This is a genomic window from Micromonospora sp. SCSIO 07396 (genome assembly GCF_053667945.1).
Genome location: NZ_CM132210.1, coordinates 5,714,124 through 5,730,792, shown reverse-complemented (window position 1 = coordinate 5,730,792; position 16,669 = coordinate 5,714,124). Strand labels below are relative to the sequence as shown.

At 70.4% G+C, this 16,669-nt stretch carries 9 protein-coding genes; 7 read left to right on the top strand and 2 right to left on the bottom strand.

Annotated elements, in window-relative coordinates; all coding sequences use genetic code 11:
* Positions 1 to 16: 16 nt before the first annotated feature.
* From pcaB to ACWCHM_RS24690, 4 genes are read left to right on the top strand one after another with little or no spacing between them, the layout of a single operon-like run.
* Positions 17 to 1,462 carry a 3-carboxy-cis,cis-muconate cycloisomerase gene (pcaB, locus tag ACWCHM_RS24705; RefSeq protein ID WP_454220032.1) on the top strand — a complete coding sequence of 482 codons (1,446 nt, stop codon included), beginning with the start codon at positions 17 to 19 and terminating at the stop codon, positions 1,460 to 1,462.
* A complete protein-coding gene (locus tag ACWCHM_RS24700; protein ID WP_204958889.1) occupies positions 1,459 to 2,868 on the top strand; it encodes a KamA family radical SAM protein in 1,410 nt (469 codons plus the stop codon). The genes pcaB and ACWCHM_RS24700 overlap by 4 nt, the downstream gene beginning before the upstream one ends.
* A 21-nt stretch (positions 2,869 to 2,889) precedes the next feature.
* On the top strand, positions 2,890 to 3,507 hold the full coding sequence (locus ACWCHM_RS24695; RefSeq protein WP_454220030.1) for a TIGR03086 family metal-binding protein: 618 nt from the start codon (positions 2,890 to 2,892) through the stop codon (positions 3,505 to 3,507).
* 2 nt (positions 3,508 to 3,509) lie between these two features.
* Positions 3,510 to 4,616, top strand: coding sequence for a nitronate monooxygenase (locus ACWCHM_RS24690; protein ID WP_454220029.1), 1,107 nt, complete (start codon positions 3,510 to 3,512; stop codon positions 4,614 to 4,616).
* Here ACWCHM_RS24690 and paaI read toward each other — a convergent pair.
* Together paaI and ACWCHM_RS24680 are read right to left on the bottom strand one after the other, a co-directional pair.
* Complete coding sequence (paaI, locus tag ACWCHM_RS24685; protein WP_204958891.1) at positions 4,564 to 5,076, bottom strand: hydroxyphenylacetyl-CoA thioesterase PaaI; 513 nt, start codon at positions 5,074 to 5,076, stop codon at positions 4,564 to 4,566. The two genes, ACWCHM_RS24690 and paaI, sit on opposite strands and share 53 nt — an antisense overlap.
* Before the next feature lie 68 nt (positions 5,077 to 5,144).
* Positions 5,145 to 6,713, bottom strand: a complete 1,569-nt coding sequence (locus tag ACWCHM_RS24680) for an MFS transporter (protein WP_454220028.1) — start codon at positions 6,711 to 6,713, stop codon at positions 5,145 to 5,147.
* A gap of 689 nt (positions 6,714 to 7,402) precedes the next feature.
* Here ACWCHM_RS24680 and ACWCHM_RS24675 point away from each other — a divergent pair.
* The 3 genes from ACWCHM_RS24675 to ACWCHM_RS24665 all read left to right on the top strand — a co-directional run bounded on the left by ACWCHM_RS24675 (position 7,403) and on the right by ACWCHM_RS24665 (position 16,664).
* Positions 7,403 to 7,846, top strand: coding sequence for an acyl carrier protein (locus ACWCHM_RS24675; RefSeq protein ID WP_239485297.1), 444 nt, complete (start codon positions 7,403 to 7,405; stop codon positions 7,844 to 7,846).
* A gap of 86 nt (positions 7,847 to 7,932) precedes the next feature.
* The gene (locus ACWCHM_RS24670) at positions 7,933 to 14,358 is read left to right on the top strand and encodes an SDR family NAD(P)-dependent oxidoreductase (RefSeq protein WP_454220027.1); all 6,426 of its coding nucleotides are present in this window, start codon (positions 7,933 to 7,935) and stop codon (positions 14,356 to 14,358) included.
* A 41-nt stretch (positions 14,359 to 14,399) separates the two neighbouring features.
* Positions 14,400 to 16,664, top strand: coding sequence for a beta-ketoacyl synthase N-terminal-like domain-containing protein (locus ACWCHM_RS24665; protein ID WP_454220025.1), 2,265 nt, complete (start codon positions 14,400 to 14,402; stop codon positions 16,662 to 16,664).
* Positions 16,665 to 16,669 lie beyond the last annotated feature (5 nt).

The window sequence follows — 16,669 nt, the reverse complement described above, 5'->3', positions numbered from 1 at the left end:
CCAGAGAGGAGCCGTCGTGACCACCAGCAACGACCGCAGCGTAGATCCGGGTGCCGACACCGGCCTGCTCAGCCCGATGTGGGCCGGTGCGGGCCTTGGGGGGCTGCTGTCCGACGAGGCGTGGGTGGCGGCGATGCTGCAGGTCGAGGTCGCGCTGGCGCGGGTGCAGGCCCGGCTCGGGGTGATCCCGCCGCCGGCCGCCGAGGTGATCGCGCGGGTGGCCGCCTCGGCCCGCCTCGACGTCGCCGACATCGCCCGCCGGGCCCGGGGTGCCGCCAACCCGGTGGTCCCCTTCGTGCAGGAACTCACCCGTGCCGTCGCCGAGGCCGACCCGGACGCCGCGGAGTACGTGCACCGGGGCAGCACCAGCCAGGACATCCTGGACTCGGCGAGCATGCTGCTCACCGCCCGGGTCCTGACCCGGATCGAGGGGGACCTGGCCCGGGTGGCGGACGCGCTGGCGAGCCTGGCCCGGGAACACCGGGCCACCCCGATGGCCGGTCGCACCCTCACCCAGCACGCGACGCCCATCACCTTCGGACTCAAAGCGGCCGGCTGGCTCACCCTGGTACTCGACGCGGTCGACCGGGTCCGGCAGGTCCGCGCCAGCCTGCCCGCACAGCTCGGCGGGGCGGCCGGAACGCTCGCCGCGTACGAGGAGTACGCCCGCTCGGCCGGGATCACCGGCACCCCCGGCGGCCCGGGACACGGCGTCGACCTGCTGGCCGGGTTCTCCGCCGAGTTGGGCCTGCGTGAGCCCGAGGCGCCGTGGCACGCCCAGCGCACCCCGCTCGCCGACATCGGATGGGCGCTGGTGGTGGTCACCGGCGCGCTCGGCAAGCTGGCGGTGGACGTACTGGGTATGTCACGGACCGAGGTCGCCGAGGTGGTGGAGCCGGCCGCGCAGGGCCGGGGGGTGTCGTCCGCGATGCCGCAGAAGCGCAATCCCGTACTGGCCACCGTCATCGTCGCGGCGGCCCGGCAGGTGCCCGGGTACGCACTCATGCTCGGGCAGAGCCTGCTCGCCGAGGACGAGCGGTCGGCCGGCGGCTGGCAGTCCGAGTGGCAGCCGTTGCGGGAGGCGCTGCGACTCGCCGCCGGTGCGGCCGGCAACGCGGTCGAGCTCACCGAGGGACTGACCGTGTTCCCGGAGCACCTGTCGCGCAACCTCGCGATCACTGGCGGGACCATCGTCTCGGAACGACTCAACGTGGCCCTCGCGCCGCAGCTCGGCAAGGTCGTCGCGAAGCAGTTGCTGGCCAGGATCTCGCTGGAGGCGGCGTCCGGGGGCGGGTCGTTCGACGACCTGTTGGCGGCGGCGCCCGAGCTGGCCGGGAGCTTCAGCGAGGACCGGGCAATACACGACCTGCTTGACCCCAGCAACTATCTCGGCGCCGCCGAGGACGTCGTCGCCCGCGTGTTGCGACGTCACTATGCTTCGTACGGCCAAGAGGACCGATGACTGCCACAGTGCACGAAGTACCGCACGAGGTGCGGAATCAGCAGCCCTACCAGTATGTACGGACTCCACTCGTCGAACCCGACTGGCGTCGCTTCCCTGGCTGGCGGGACGTCACCGCCGAGCAGTGGCGCGACGCCCAGTGGCAACGCGCGCACTGTGTGAAGAACGTCGGACAACTGAGCGCGGTGGTCGGCGATCTGCTCGACGACCACGTCTATGACGATCTCGCCGCCGACCAGAAGCACTTCGCCACCATGTCGATGCTGCTGCCACCGCAGATGCTGAACACGATGGCGCCGCACGACCGGACCGACCGCCGTGCCTACAGCGAGGCGTTCGTGGCCGACCCGGTCCGCCGGTACATGGTTCCGCTGCACAGCGACCGGGACCCCGACGGCCCGAGCCACCCGTACGCCGAGCGTGACTCGCTACACGAGGCGGAGATGTGGGTGGTGGAGGGCCTGACCCACCGGTACCCGACGAAGGTGCTCGCCGAGCTGGTCTCCACCTGCCCCCAGTACTGCGGCCACTGCACCCGGATGGACCTGGTCGGCAACTCGACCCCGCAGATCGAGAAGCTCCGGCTCACCCTCAAACCGGCGGACCGGCAGAGCCAGATGATCGACTTCCTGCGTCGTACGCCTGGCGTCCGTGACGTCGTGGTGTCCGGCGGCGACGTGGCCAACGTACCGTGGTCGCAGCTTGAGGCGTTCCTCATGCGGCTGCTGGAGATCGAGTCGATCCGCGACATCCGGTTGGCGACCAAGGCGCTTGTCGGTCTGCCGCAGCACTGGCTCCAGCCCAGCGTCCGGGAGGGGCTGGCCCGGGTGGCCGGTACCGCGGCACGCCGCGCGGTCAACCTGGCCATCCACACGCACGCGAACCACGTGCAGTCGGTGACCCCGCTGGTCGCCGAGGCGACCCGGGCCGCGTTGGACGCCGGTGTCCGGGACGTACGCAACCAGGGCGTGCTCATGCGGGGCGTCAACGCCACCGCGACCGACCTGCTCGACCTGTGCTTCGCGTTGCAGGGTGAGGCGAACATCCTGCCGTACTACTTCTACATGTGTGACATGATCCCGAACGCGGAGCACTGGCGGATCGCGGTGTGGGAGGCGCAGGAACTGCAACACGACATCATGGGCTACCTGCCCGGGTACGCGACGCCCCGGATCGTCTGCGACGTCCCGTACGTCGGTAAGCGTTGGGTACACCAGGTGAGTGAGTACGACCGCGAGCGCGGCGTCTCGTACTGGACGAAGAACTACCGGACCGGGATCGAGACGGCGGAATCCGGCGACCTGGAGCACGGGTTGGACCGTCGCTACGCCTACTACGACCCGATCTCCTCCCTGTCGGACTCCGGTCGGCGCTGGTGGCGGGAGCACGGCCAGTTCGAGGACTGACCGGGACGGGTAGGACGGCAGATGGAGCAGCGGGAAGCGGAAAGAGGGTTTGTGGTGGACATCCAGGAGCTGAACCGCCGGGCGGTGCGGCAGAGCGTGGAGATCGTCTCCAGTGCGCGGGAGGAGCAGTGGGATCGGCCCACCCCGTGCGCGCAGTGGAACCTGCGGCAGTTGCTGGCCCACATGACCGCCCAGAACAACGGCTTCGCGGCGGCGGCCGACGGCGAGACCGAGGACGACTCGGTCTGGCGGGAGCAGCCGACGGCCGACCCGGGCGGTGACTACCTCCGGTCGGCGGAACGGGTGATCAGCGCGTTCGACGGACCGGACGTCATGGGTCGGGAGTTCTGGCTGCCGGAGATCCGGCGGGTCGGCGGCTTCCCGGCCCGAATGGCGATCAGCTTCCACTTCCTCGACTACGTGGTGCACGGGTGGGATGTGGGCGCCGCGCTCGGTGCGCCGCCGAAGTTCGACGACGACATCGTCGAGGCGGCGTTGGAGGTCACCCGTCGGGCGGTACCCGTCGGTCCGTCCCGCAGCCTGCCGGGTTCACCGTTCGCGCCGCCGCTGCCGGAAGAGGGCTCGGACCAGGACCGTCTGCTGCGGCTGCTCGGTCGGTCCCCGGCCTGGCCGGCCTGACCGTGGGCGCGTCCACCCGGGACGTGCTCGGGCGGCTCAGGCACCCGATCGTCGCGGCGCCGATGGCCGGTGGCGCCTCGACCCCCGCGTTGGTCGGTGAGGTTTCGGCGGCCGGTGGCCTGGGTTTTCTGGCCGCCGGTTACCGGTCGCCGGCCGACCTGCGGGCCGACCTGGTGCAGGTGCGGGCCCGGACCGGGGCGCTGTTCGGCGTCAACGTGTTCGTGCCCGCCACGTCGGCCACCGATCCGGTGGCGCTGGACCGCTACCGCCTGGCACTCGCGGGCGAGGCACAGCGGTACGGCGTCACGCTCGGTGACCCGCCGGTCGGTGACACCGACGGCTGGGAGGAGAAGCTGGCGCTGCTGGTCGAGGAGCGGGTGCCGCTGGTGAGCTTCACCTTCGGCTGCCCGTCCCCGTCGGTGGTGGACCGGTTCCACGAGGTCGGCACCGCTGTGGTGGGGACGGTGACCAGTGCCGACGAGGCCAGGGTCTGCTCTCGGGCCGGTGTCGACGTGTTGGTCGTCCAGGGACCCGAGGCTGGCGGGCACCGCGCCTCGTTCACGCCCGAGCCGTCGCAGGGGAACGGCGTCGGCCTGTTACCCCTGCTCGCCGAGGTCCGCGACGCGGTGGACCTCGACCTGATCGCGGCCGGCGGCATCATGGACGGTGGTGCGGTCGCCGCCGTACTGGCGGCCGGGGCGGGTGCCGCGCAACTGGGCACGGCGTTCCTCCGTACCCCGGAGAGCGGCGCCCATCCCCGGCACCAGGCCGCCCTGGTGGACCCCCGGTTCAGCAGCACGTCGGTGACCCTCGCGTTCTCCGGGCGACCCGCGCGTGGCCTGACCAACCGCTTCATCCGGGAGTACGGGAACACCGCCCCGTCGGCCTACCCGCAGGTGCACCATCTGACCGTGCCGATCCGGAAGGCCGCCGCCGCGGCCGGCGATCCGGACGGGATGGCGTTGTGGGCCGGCCAGGGGCACCGGTTCACCAGGGATCTTCCCGCCCGGCGGCTCGTCGAGGTGCTGGCTGCGGAGGCCGCCGAGGCGGCCGTGCTCACGGCGGGCCGGCTGCGCCGGGTGCCCGGTCAGCCGGGGGAGTCCCGATGACCGGCCTGCCGGCGAGCATCTGACTCTGTCCGCGGAACTCGGCGATCACCACGCCGTCGGTACGGCGAACGGTGACGTCGTAGATCCCGGCACGCCCGAACCGGGTCCGCTCCACCGCCTCGGCCCGCAACTCGTCGTCCACCTCGGCCGGTCGGAGGAACGTCACCTGCGCGCTCTGGGCCACGGTGACCGGGCCGTGGGTGTTGCAGGCGAAGGCGAACGCCGCGTCGGCCAGGAGGAACAGATAGCCTCCGTGGGCCATCCCGTGTCCGTTGACCATTGTCGGGGCGACCCGCATCCGGACCTGCGCGTACCCTGGGCCGACCTGCTCAAGGTCGATGCCCAGCGTCTGGCAGGTGAGGTCGGTGGCGTAGAGCTCGCGGGCCCGGGCCTGCGCGGCGGCCCGGGCGTCCGCGCCGTTGTCCCCGGGCTTGTCCGGGGTGGTCGGGTCGTCCGTCAACGTCGGTGCTCCTACCGAGGTCGCCCGGCCCGCGCCGGGCGTCGTGTCCGTGGTGCCGGCCCGCGTGCTCACCGTGCCGGACCGGTGGTGGTCCGGCCCAGGAAGACCAGGATCGCCACGATGCCGAGGAACGACACCGCGCCGGCCACGATGCTTGTCGTGTGCATCGCCGTGATGAACGCGTCGTTGGCCTGGTCGACCAACTGGGGAAGGTGGAACGACTGGGCGGCGATCCGGGTGGCCTCGGCCGAGGCGCCCGCGGCCTCCTGGGCCTGCGGTGGCAGGACGTCCAGGCTGGGGGCGACCTCGTCCTGGTAGACACCCGACAGCACCGAACCGAGTACGGCGACGCCCAGGGCGCTGCCGACCTGACGCATCGAGTTGTTCGCGGCCGAGCCGGCACCGGTGCGCTCCGGGGGCAGCGTGGCCATGATCGCCTCCGTGGTGGGGGCCATCACCGCACCCATGCCGAGGCCCTGGACCACCATCAGCACGCAGAACCAGATGATCGGCGTCTCCAGCGTGAAGAAGACGAAGCCGAAGAACGTGCTGACGGCGAGGAGCATGGCCAGCGCGACGACCGGCCGGAGGCCGAACCGTCGCACCAGCCGGACCGAGAGCGGTGCTCCCAGCACCACTCCGATCGCGACCGGGGCGATCGCCGCGCCGCTCTCCAGGGGTGAGTACCCGCGTGCGCCCTGGAGATAGAAGTTCGAGTAGTACATCGCGCCGGCCAGTCCGAAGAAGGTGAGCATGACGGACACGCTCGCCCCGGTGAAGTGCCGGTTGCGGAACAGCCGTACGTCGAAGCAGGGGTTCGGCACCCGTAGTTCGACGAAGACGAACGCGGTGAGCAGGACGAGCCCACCGAGGATCGGGCCGATCACGTGCAGCTGCGTCCACTCGTTGCGGTGGCCACCCTCGATCACCCCGTAGACCAGGATGAAGATGCCCACGGTGGACAGCAGTACCCCGAGCGGGTCGAAGCGCTGCTGCCTGCTGCTCTCGGCCTTGGGTACCAGCCAGAGCGCGCCCACGATCGCGGCGACGGCGAAGGGTACGTTGATCAGGAAGATCGATCCCCACCAGAACTGCTCCAGCAGTGCCCCGCCGACCAGCGGACCGGCCGCCACCGCGAGCCCGCTGGCGGCGGAGAACACGCCGATGGCCACCGCCCGGTGTCCTCCGATGAAGACCCTCGCGACCAGCGCCAGGGTCGCCGGCATGATCAGGGCACTGCCGATGCCCATCACGCCCCTGGCCACGATGAGCTGGGTGGTGTCGGCGGAGTACGCCGCCCAGGCGGATGACACGCCGAACAAGGCCATGCCGAACAGGAACAGCCGTCGGTGACCGAACCGGTCGCCGAGCACTCCGCCGGTGAACAGCAGCCCGGCGAAGACCAGCGTGTACGAGCTGATCGACCACTGTAGCTGGCTGGTGGTCGCGCCGAGCCCCGCCACCGGATCGGCCAGCGTCTTGAGCGCCACGTTCAGGATCGTGTTGTCGAGCCAGGCGGTGAGCTGCGCGATCGTGAGCACGGCCAGCGTCAGCCACTGCCGTGTCGTCGGTGGCCGGACCGCCGTCGCGGTGGCGGGCGACCCGGACGGCGAGTCCGACTGTTTCTGCGCTGTCATGGAAATCCAATCTCGTTCGGTAGCGGAGCCACGGCACAGTGTAGGTGCAGGGGTGCCCGGTTTGCTCTCCCGATGAGCGTCCCCGCAGGGTGCGCCGACGTTGTTTGTGATACGTGGGTCGGACGCATCCGACGGCTGGAACAGGTGTCAAGCAGAAAATCGCCGCCGGCGTGACAGGTGCGGTTTACCGACAGTCTGTCTGCTCGCCGCCGTGCGGTCGAATGTCGATCGGCTAATGCTCCCCCCAGGGTGCTGCCGGGGTCCGTCCGCCGGGTGTCCCAGATGCTGGCCATGGTCATGTGTGAGTCGGGATGGCGACAGTTTCCCGTCGAGCGGGGTCGCTTTCCCGTACGTGGGTCGGGCGAATCAACCGGAGCCATGAAACAACCCGACACATCCGGCGTCGATGTGATGTTTATCACTCGCACGGGTATGCCTCCTCGGCCGCCCGGGCGGCACCTTGCCCCGGCCATTGAATCCCCTGTTCATCGGGTTGCGGAAGGGTTCCCGGTTCCCGCCCGGTGTGGCATCGACGGGTGTTTTGGTAGGGAAGTAGCTGAACTGACATGGGCTCTAAATTGTGAGTACATTCATGCGTCGGAACGGGTCACTTCCGTGGTGATCCTGCGTGGAGACGCTCGCTGCCAGTGCCGGCGACCTCAATCCCGACGTCCGTAGGGGGACCGATCTTGACTGTCAATCCGCCCTGGTACCAGCAGCTGGCTGACACCCCACTGTCCGAGCGCGCCAGCGCGCTCGAGACCCTCGTCGTGGCGGAGTTCAAGGTCTGGCTCCTGATGGGCGACGCGGACGTCTTCCCGCTCGACGAGAGCTACTTCGCGTTGGGGCTCAGCTCGCTCGGCGCGACCGAGATTCAGCAACGACTGGTGGCCGGGCTCGGTCGCCCGATCAACGCGGCGAGTTTGTTCAACAATCCGACAGCGGCCCATCTGCTCACCTACCTGCGCACCGAGGTGCTGGCGGATCTGTTTCCGCAGACCTCGTCGTCTTCTGGCAGTGCGACGGCCCCGGTCGAGAGAGATGTGGTGAAAGTGCCGGCTTCGTACAGTGACGGCCACACTTCACCGAAAGACCTACTCAATGACATGCTCAAAGACCTTTATTCTTCTTGACCGCGGGATTGACTGATCCATGGGGGATGACCATGACGGAGACGGCTTCGCAGATCCGGAATGACGACCTGGTCCGAAAGCTCTTGATGGAGAAGTACGAGCCGATCGCCATCGTGGGCATGGGTCTGCGGCTTCCCGGCAACAACGAGACCCCGGAGGAGTTCGCCGAGTTCCTGCGGGCCGGGCGATCGGGCACGGGTCCGATTCCCGACGATCGCTGGGACGTTCAGGGCCTGTACAGCGACGATGCGGCGGAGAAGGGCAAGGTCCTTACCGCCGGGGGCGGATTCATCAGCGGAATTGACCAGTTCGACCCCAAGTTCTTCAACATCTCGCCAAAGGAAGCGGCCTACGTCGACCCGCAGCACCGGTTGGTGCTCGAATGCGCGTGGAAGGCGCTGGAAGCGGCGAACATCGATCCGGCGACCCTGCGTGACAGCAACGGCGGCGTCTACATGGGCATCAGCTCGATGGACTACACCATCGAGGTGGACCGGCTGGACCCGACCGAGTTGACCTCCCACATCGCCGCCGGTACGGCACACAGCGCGATGTCGGGACGGTTGTCGTACTTCCTCGGCTGGCGCGGCCCGTGCATGAGCATCGACACCGCGTGCTCCTCCTCGCTGGTGGCCCTGCACCTGGCCGCCCAGGGACTACGGCGGGGCGAGTGTGACATCGCCCTGTTCGGCGGGGTGAACGCCGTCCACCACCCGCGTAACCACGTCGTGTTCTCCCAGGCCAACATGCTCGCCGCCGACGGCCGCTGCAAGACGTTCGACGACAGCGCGGACGGCTACAGCCGCAGCGAGGGCTGCGCGGTGATGGTCCTCAAGCGACTCTCCGACGCCAGGCGCGACGGTGACACCGTGCTCGCGCTGGTACGCGGTTCGTCGGTCCGGCAGGACGGCGAGAGCGGCGGCCTCACCGTACCCAACGGCACCGCCCAGGCCATCCTCATGCGCGAGGCGCTGGCCAGCGCGATGCTCGACCCCGGTGACGTGCAGTACGTCGAGGCGCACGGCACGGGGACGTCGCTCGGCGACCCGATCGAGATGGGTGCCATCGACGCCGTGCTCTCCGAGTCGCACGCGGACCGGCCGGTGGTGGTGGGCTCGGTCAAGACCAACATCGGGCACATGGAGGCCGCCGCGGGCGTCGGTGGCGTGGTGAAGACCGTCCTCCAGCTTCAGGAGGGGGTCATCTACCCGCACATCAACCTGGAGACCCCGTCGCGCCACATCCCCTGGGACCGCTACCGGGTGACCGTGCCGACGAAGCAGGTCACCTGGGAGGGCGCCCCGAGGCGGGCACTGGTCAACTCGTTCGGGTTCGCGGGCACCATCGCGTCGGTCGTCCTTGAGCAGGCGCCCCCGCCGCCGGCCTCCCCGACGTCCGCCGTCGCGCCCGACGAGGAGCTGCTCTTCACGCTCTCCGCGCGGGGCCAGTCGTCCCTGCGGGCGCAGGCCGAGCGGTACCGTCGCTTCCTGGACGAGCAGGCCGACATCGACGTGGCCGACCTCTGCTACACCAGCAACGTCGGTCGGACCCACTGGAACGCGCGGCTGGCCGGCACGGTGTCGTCGCGGGCCGACATCGAGGCGCTGCTGGACAACTACCTCGCCCGACCCGAGTCGGATTCCGGCGCGGAAGGCGACTTCCGTGGCGGGAACGTCGCGTTCCTGTTCACCGGTCAGGGCTCCCAGTACGCGGGCATGGGGCGCGCGCTCTATGCCCAGTACCCGGTCTTCCGAGCCCACCTGGACGAGTGCGACCGCCTCTTCACGCCGGCGCTCGGTCGGTCGATCAAGGAACTCGCCTTCGGTGAGGCGTCCGGCGACCCGCAGGAGATCGACCAGACCGTCTACACCCAGCCGGCCCTGTTCGCGCTCGAGTACGCCATCGCCCAGCTGTGGATCTCGTGGGGTGTGAAGCCGACCGTGCTGCTCGGGCACAGTGTCGGCGAGATCGTCGCGGCCACCATCGCCGGGCTGTTCAGCCTGCCGGACGCGGTCACCCTGGTCGCCGCGCGGGCCCGGCTGATGCAGTCGGTCACCACGCCGGGCGGCATGGTGGCGGTCCGGGCCGCCGCGGAGCAGGTGGCTCCGCTGCTGGCAGGGTACGCCGACGTCAGCTTCGGCGCGATCAACGCACCGCAGCAGTGCGTCGTCTCCGGCGGCACCGAGTCACTGGCGAAGATCACCGAGGAACTGCTGGCCCAGGGGATCATGGCGAAGCAGCTACCGGTGTCGCACGCCTTCCACTCGCCGCTGATGGTCGAGGTGTTCGACGCGTTCCGCGAGGCGATCAAGGACATCACGTTCAGCGAGCCCGAGCTGAGTTTCGTCTCCAACCTGACCGGTAAGGTCGCGAGCCTGGCCGACGTCGGCAACCCGGACTACTGGGTACGCCACATCGGCGAGCCGGTGAACTTCGCCGCCGGCATGCGCTTCGTCCAGACCCGGGGCCGGCACGTGTTCATCGAGGTCGGCCCGTCCGCCGCGCTGACCAACATGGGCAAGCGGTGCGGCGACCCGGCCCCGCACCTGTGGCTGTCCAGCCTGACCCCGACGGACCAGGACGGCTCGACCATCCGGGGCGCGCTGGCCCGCTGCTACACGTCCGGCCTGGCGATCTCCTGGTCCGGTTACCACGAGGGCCGGCACCGTCGCCGGATCACCCTGCCGACCTACGTGTTCGACAAGCGGCGCTACTGGTTGCCCGTGCCCAACCGCGGTGGCATCTTCGCCCCGGCCGGGACGCTGGCCACGGCGACCGACCGGCACCCGCTGCTGGGTACGGAGGTCTCGACCGACGCGCAGCGCGCGGCGGGAGAGCGTGAGTTCTCCACCCAGCTGCACCCGACGAGTCCGGCCCACCTCGCCGACCACATCGTCATGGGTCAGGTCGTCTTCCCCGGCGCGGGCTACGTCGAGGTTCTGCTCGCGTTGCAGGACGCGGTGTTCGGCGAGACCGGACGCCTGGTCCAGGACGTCCGCATCCTTGAGCCCCTGTTCCTGCCCGAGGAGTCCCCCACCGAGGTGCGTACTCGACTGCGGTCGGACGGGGACGGGCGGTGGCAGGCCGAGATCGTCAGCCGCATCGCCGCCCGCAACGGCGTCATCGAGCGTCGCCACGTCACCGCCACGCTCGGTGGCCCGCCGGAGAACGCGGTCACGCTGGCCGACGTCGTCAGCCGGCTGCGGTCGACCGAGCGGGCGTGCGACACCCCAATCGCCGTACACCGGGCCGACGACATCTACGCCGACTTCGTCGAGCTGGGGCTGCCGTACGGGCCGGAGTTCCGGCGCATCCGCACGGTGGCGCAGTACGCCGACGGGTTCGCGATCGGGGATCTGCGGGGCATCGACACGCCCGCGGTCGGGACCCTGCCCGCCTCGGTGCTGGACTGCGCCATGCAGACCCTGGCCGGGGTCGCCGAGCTGGGCGACACCTACCTTCCGGTCGGATTCGGCAGCGTCGAGCTGCTGAAGAAGCCCAAGGGTGACCTGCGTACCCTGCTCCAGCTGAACCTGCCAGGCGACGCCCAGGACGGGGTCGCCGGTTCGGAACTCACCGCCGACATCGTGGTGCTCGAAGGCGACCGTCCGGTGTTCGTCGTGCACGAGGTGCGGCTCAAGCGCGTCGCGAACACCTCGTCGGACGGTGGACGCACGCTGCTCCACGAACCCCGCTGGCTGCGGCGTTCGCTGGTCGCCGCGAAGGCGGGTGCCGAGGGCCGCGGTGACGTGCTCGTCCTGCACCGCACCGAGGAGGAGTTCGCGTCCGTGGCGCCGTCGTTGGCGGATGCGGGCGTACGGCTGCGGTTCGCCACCGACACCGGGCAGGTGCGCGAGACCCTCGCCGCCGAGCCCACCGTCACCGACGTGTACTGGTTCTGGCGTGCCGCGCCCGACCAGGTCGGTGCGGAGCGCCTGCGTACCGAGACCGAACGCAACTATCGGGACCTGCTCACGCTGGTCGGGCAGCTGGACGGCCTCGGGCTGGGCCGGGAACTGCGGGTCACGCTGGTGACGCAGGGCGCGCAGTGGCTGCCCGGCGACGTCGCCGACGACCGTACGGACGAGAGCCTGGTGGCCGCCTCGCTGTGGGGCTTCGGCCACGTCCTGCTCAACGAGTACCCGACGCTGCGGGCGACCCTGCTCGATCTGCCCCCGGTCAGCGCCGGGGTGGACTTCCAGCCGCTGGTCGACGAGCTGCTCGCCGGGGACACCGGCGGCGGCGAGTTCCAGGTGGCCTACCGGGGTGGCAGCCGGTTCGTGAAGCGGGTGCTTCCGCAGGCCGTCGACGCCGGCGACGACGACAACTTCGAGCTGTCAATCGTGGAGTACGGCCAGTTCGCGAACATCAAGCCGGTCCCCGTCCAGGACGTCGCGCCCACCGGTGACGAGATCGAGGTCCGGATCGAGGCCGCCGGTCTCAACTTCAAGGACGTGCTCAACGCGCTCGGCATGCTCAAGCAGTACGCGCTGGACAACGGGATCGAGTACAAGCCGCTGCCGCTGGGCTTCGAGGCCGCCGGCACCGTCGTCGCGGCCGGTCCGGACGCGGAGTTCGCGGTCGGTGAGGACGTCGTGCTCAGCCAGCTCGGCTGCATGCGCAGGCGGATGACCGTGTCCTCGGGAGTGGCGGTCCGCAAGCCGGCCGGGATCGGTTTCGCCGAGGCCGCCGGGCTCTCCGCCGCGTACGTCACCGCCTACTACGCCCTGCACAACCTCGCGAAGATCAAGTCCGGCGACCGGATCCTCATCCACGCCGCCGCCGGCGGGGTCGGCCAGGCGGCCGTGCAGCTCGCCCAGCTGGCGGGTGCCGAGGTCTACGCGACCGCCAGCCCGCGCAAGTGGCCGCTGCTGCGGTCGCAGGGCGTGCGGCACATCATGAACTCGCGCAACCTTGAGTTCTCCGACGAGATCCTGCGGATCACCGAGGGGCGCGGCGTCGACATCGTGCTCAACAGCCTGAACAAGGAGTACGTCCCGGCCGGGCTGCGCTGCCTCGGGCAGGACGGCCGGTTCGTCGAGCTCGGCAAGATCGGCATCTGGTCCACCGAGCAGGTACGGGCCGAGCGTCCGGACGTCGACTACCACAACTTCGACCTCAGCGAGTTCCCGCAGGACGAGCTCAACCGCCTCAACAAGCAGATCCTGCAGACGGTGGTGGATCTGGTGGAGTCGGGGCAGGTCGGCGCGCTGCCGACCGTCGCGTACTCGCTCGACGAGGTCGAGGAGGCGTTCGGGGTACTCAGCCGGGGCGCCAACACCGGCAAGCTGGTGCTCACCCTCGGCGACACCCGACCGGTCGAACGGCCGCTGACGATCAGCCCGGATGAGACGTACCTCATCACCGGTGGCCTGGGCGCCCTCGGCGTGGTCACCGCACGTCGGCTCGCCCAGGAGGGCGCCCGGCACGTGGCGATGGTCAGCCGGCGGCTCGTGGCTGACGAGGAGTTGGCCGCGCTGACCACGGCGATCGGTGCGGACGTGCGGGTCCGCGTGCACCAGGGCGACGTGTCCGACGCCGCCGACGTGGACCGGATCATGGCCGCGATCGCGGAGTCGGACGCCCCGCTCGGCGGGGTCATCCACGCCGCCGGTGTGCTCGCCGACGCGCCCATCGCCAACCAGAGCTGGGAGAGCTTCGAACGGGTGCTCAGCCCGAAGGTGTACGGGACGTGGCTGCTGCACCGGGCGGCGGCGGCCGTACCCACCGTGAGGTTCTTCGCGGCGTACTCCTCGATCGCGTCGATCATCGGTGCGGCCGGTCAGAGCAACTACGCCGCCGGCAACGCCTTCATGGACGGACTGATGCACTGGCGGGCCGCCCAGGGGCTGCCCGGGTTGAGCGTCAACTGGGGACCGTGGGCGGAGGTGGGTATGGCCGCCAACCTGACGTCCGGGCAGATCAAGAGCATCGAGGAGCGTGGCGTCAAGTTCGTCAAGCCCGCCGAGGCCACCCGGGCCCTGGTCAGGGCGATGGGCCGCACGGCGCCGCAGAGCATCATCTGCGAGTTCGACTGGGAGAAGTTCGTCGCCGGTCAGCCGGTGGCCAACGCGCTGTTCAAGCAGGTTCTGACGACCGAGGTGGGACCGGCGCAGACGATCGACCTCGACGAGTTGATGAGCCTGCCCCGCAGCGACCGGGACGCCGCGATCCGTTCGTTGCTGCGGGCGAAGGTCGCCGCGGTGCTGCACTTCGACTCCCTCGACGACATCGAGGCCGACGCCAGGTTCGTGGAACTGGGGCTCGACTCGCTGGCGGCGGTGGAGTTGAAGAACGCGCTCGAATCGGTGTTCCGGGTGCCGCTGCCGACGTCGATCCTGTTCGACTACCCGGCCGTCGGGACGCTGGCGGAGTTCATCGGCCAGCAACTGGCGTCGGTCGAGTCCGAGTCCGAGTCCGGGGCCGGGTCGGAGCCGGACCAGGCCGACGTCGAGGACCTCGACGACAGTGCGGCGGACGCGGAACTCGACGCCCTGCGCGAGTTCGTCTAGCAGCGACAGAACCAGGGCAGGCGCGACGTGGAGAACGGACTTTGACGAACTACATCGACTATCTTGAGTCGCTGTCCAAGAAGCAACTCATGGTGATGCTCGCCCGGCAGCGGCAGGACGAGACCCAGGGCATCGCGGTGGTCGGGCTCGGCTGCCGCCTCCCCGGGGGGATCGATGATCCGCGGAGTCTGTGGACCACGTTGCGGGAGGGACGGGTCGTGCCGACGGAGTCGGCCGGCCCGCCCACCGACAGCCTCGGTCGGGCGCGCTGGAACCTCGACGCGCCCGACCTGGCACCCATCGCCGACGTGCTCCGTTCCGGTGCTTACCTGAACGACGTCGACCTGTTCGATGCCGACTACTTCGGCATCACCGAGCAGGAGGCGGAGCGGATGGATCCGCAACAGCGCCTGCTGCTCGAGGTCACCGTGCAGGCGCTCGCCGACGCGAACCTGACCCGCGCCGACCTGCGCCGCCAGCGGGTCGGGATCTTCATCGGAGCGAGCACGGTGGAGTACCCGATAGCCTGGGTGCGAAACCGGGTGCCGGCCGACGACCTGTCCCCGCACATGGCGCTCGGCAACACCCTGAGCGCGACGTCGGGGCGGATCGGTTTCATGCTGGGCGTCAACGGCCCGGCGATGACCATCGAGACGTCGTCGTCCTCGGCGCTGACCGCGATGCACCTGGCCGCGCAGGCACTCCGGCGACGCGAGTGCGACGTCGCCCTGGTCGGTGCCTGCCAGTTGCTGCTCTCCCCGTTCACCACCGCGGTGCTGGGCAAGCCGGGCATGCTGTCGAGCGCCGGGCGCAGCCGCCCGTTCACCACCGAGGCCGACGGCCACGTCCGGGGCGAGGGCTGCGGCATCCTGGTCGTCAAACGGCATTCCGACGCGGTCGCCGACGGTGACCTGCCGTACGCGCTGCTGCGCGGCAGCGCGGTCCACTCCCACGGTGACCGCCCCTCGATGGCGGTGACCGCGGGCGCCGGGCAGAAGACGGTCATCGAGTTGGCGCTGCGCAGTGCTGGCGTCGAACCGCTCGACGTGCAGTATGTCGAGGCCCAGGCCAACGGGTCCCGGCTGGGCGGGATAATCGAGGCCGAGTCACTGGCCGAGGCGTACGAGCGTCGGTCACCGACGGCACCGCCGCTGTACCTGGGATCGTGCAAGGCCAACCTCGGCTACCTGGAGACCGCCTCCGGGGCGGTGGGCCTGATGAAGACGGTGCTCGCCCTCGCCCACGGCGAGGTGCCGCCGCAGGTCGGCACGGAGAACCTCGACCCCGGCGTCGCGTGGGACCGGACCGGTCTGCGGTTCGCGGACAAACCAACGGCGTGGCCGTCGGACGGCCGCCGCCTGGCCGGGGTGAGCTCGTTCGGCTTCACCGGGATCAACGCGCACGTCATCCTGGAGGGCGTCCCGGGCCGGCGGCGGCCGGAGGCGGCCCCCACGGCACCGGGTGTCCCCGCCCTGCTGGTCCTCTCGGCGCACAACGACGCGGCGCTGGCGGCGACCGCCGACCGGTTGCACCGGCACCTGGACCAGCGCGCGGAGTGGGACCACCACACGGTCTGCCGTACGTTGGCGCATGGTCGCGACCATCTCCCGGTCCGCTCCGCGGCCGTCGTCACCGGCCGGTCCGAACTCCTCGACGCACTGGCCGCCGGCCCGGTACAGCGGGCGCCCCGGGCGGATATCCACGTCGAGTTGCCCGAGCTTGACGACTCGCGGCTGAGGGCGGTGCTGACCACCAGCCTGGGTCCGGGGTTCGAGCCGCTCGCCGCCCGGCTACGCGGGTGCGCCGAGGCCATGGGCCTGCCCGCCCTGGACGGGTTGCTCACCGACGGTCAGGCACTGCCGGAGGGCACCTGGCTCGCCTGGGCGATGGGCTGGTGCGAGCTGCTGACGGCGGTGGGGCTGCGGGTGTCCGGCGGACGGTTCGGCGGTCGGTACCGCCACGTACTGTCCGATGTGGTGGCCGGGCGTACCGCAACGGCCGAGGTCGCCGCGCGGTGGCAGGCCGGTGCGCTGGGAGCCGTACCGCCGCGACCGGGCGCGGCGGACGTGACGGTCACCGGGAACGTGTGGGTGCTGGGTGCGGCGGCGACCGCCGAGGCCGTGCCGGTGCCGCTGGCCGAGCTGGACGCGGCCGGCTGGCTGCACCTGGTGGGGGAGCAGTACGCGGCTGGTGCCGAGATCGTCTTCACCGAGCTGTCGGCGCGGGCTGGGCAGGCACTGTGCCGCCTTCCCGGCCCGGTCCTGACCGGCAGACGGTACTGGCCCGAAGGCTATCAATGGTCCTGACGCGA

What these genes read in the sequence shown, in the direction of transcription:
- ACWCHM_RS24700 (WP_204958889.1), top strand. Translation starts at nt 1,459, where the DNA reads ATGACTGCCACAGTGCACGAAGTACCGCACGAGGTGCGGAATCAGCAG.
- ACWCHM_RS24695 (WP_454220030.1), top strand. Translation starts at nt 2,890, where the DNA reads ATGGAGCAGCGGGAAGCGGAAAGAGGGTTTGTGGTGGACATCCAGGAG.
- ACWCHM_RS24680 (WP_454220028.1), bottom strand. Translation starts at nt 6,713, where the DNA reads ATGACAGCGCAGAAACAGTCGGACTCGCCGTCCGGGTCGCCCGCCACC.
- ACWCHM_RS24670 (WP_454220027.1), top strand. Translation starts at nt 7,933, where the DNA reads ATGGAGAAGTACGAGCCGATCGCCATCGTGGGCATGGGTCTGCGGCTT.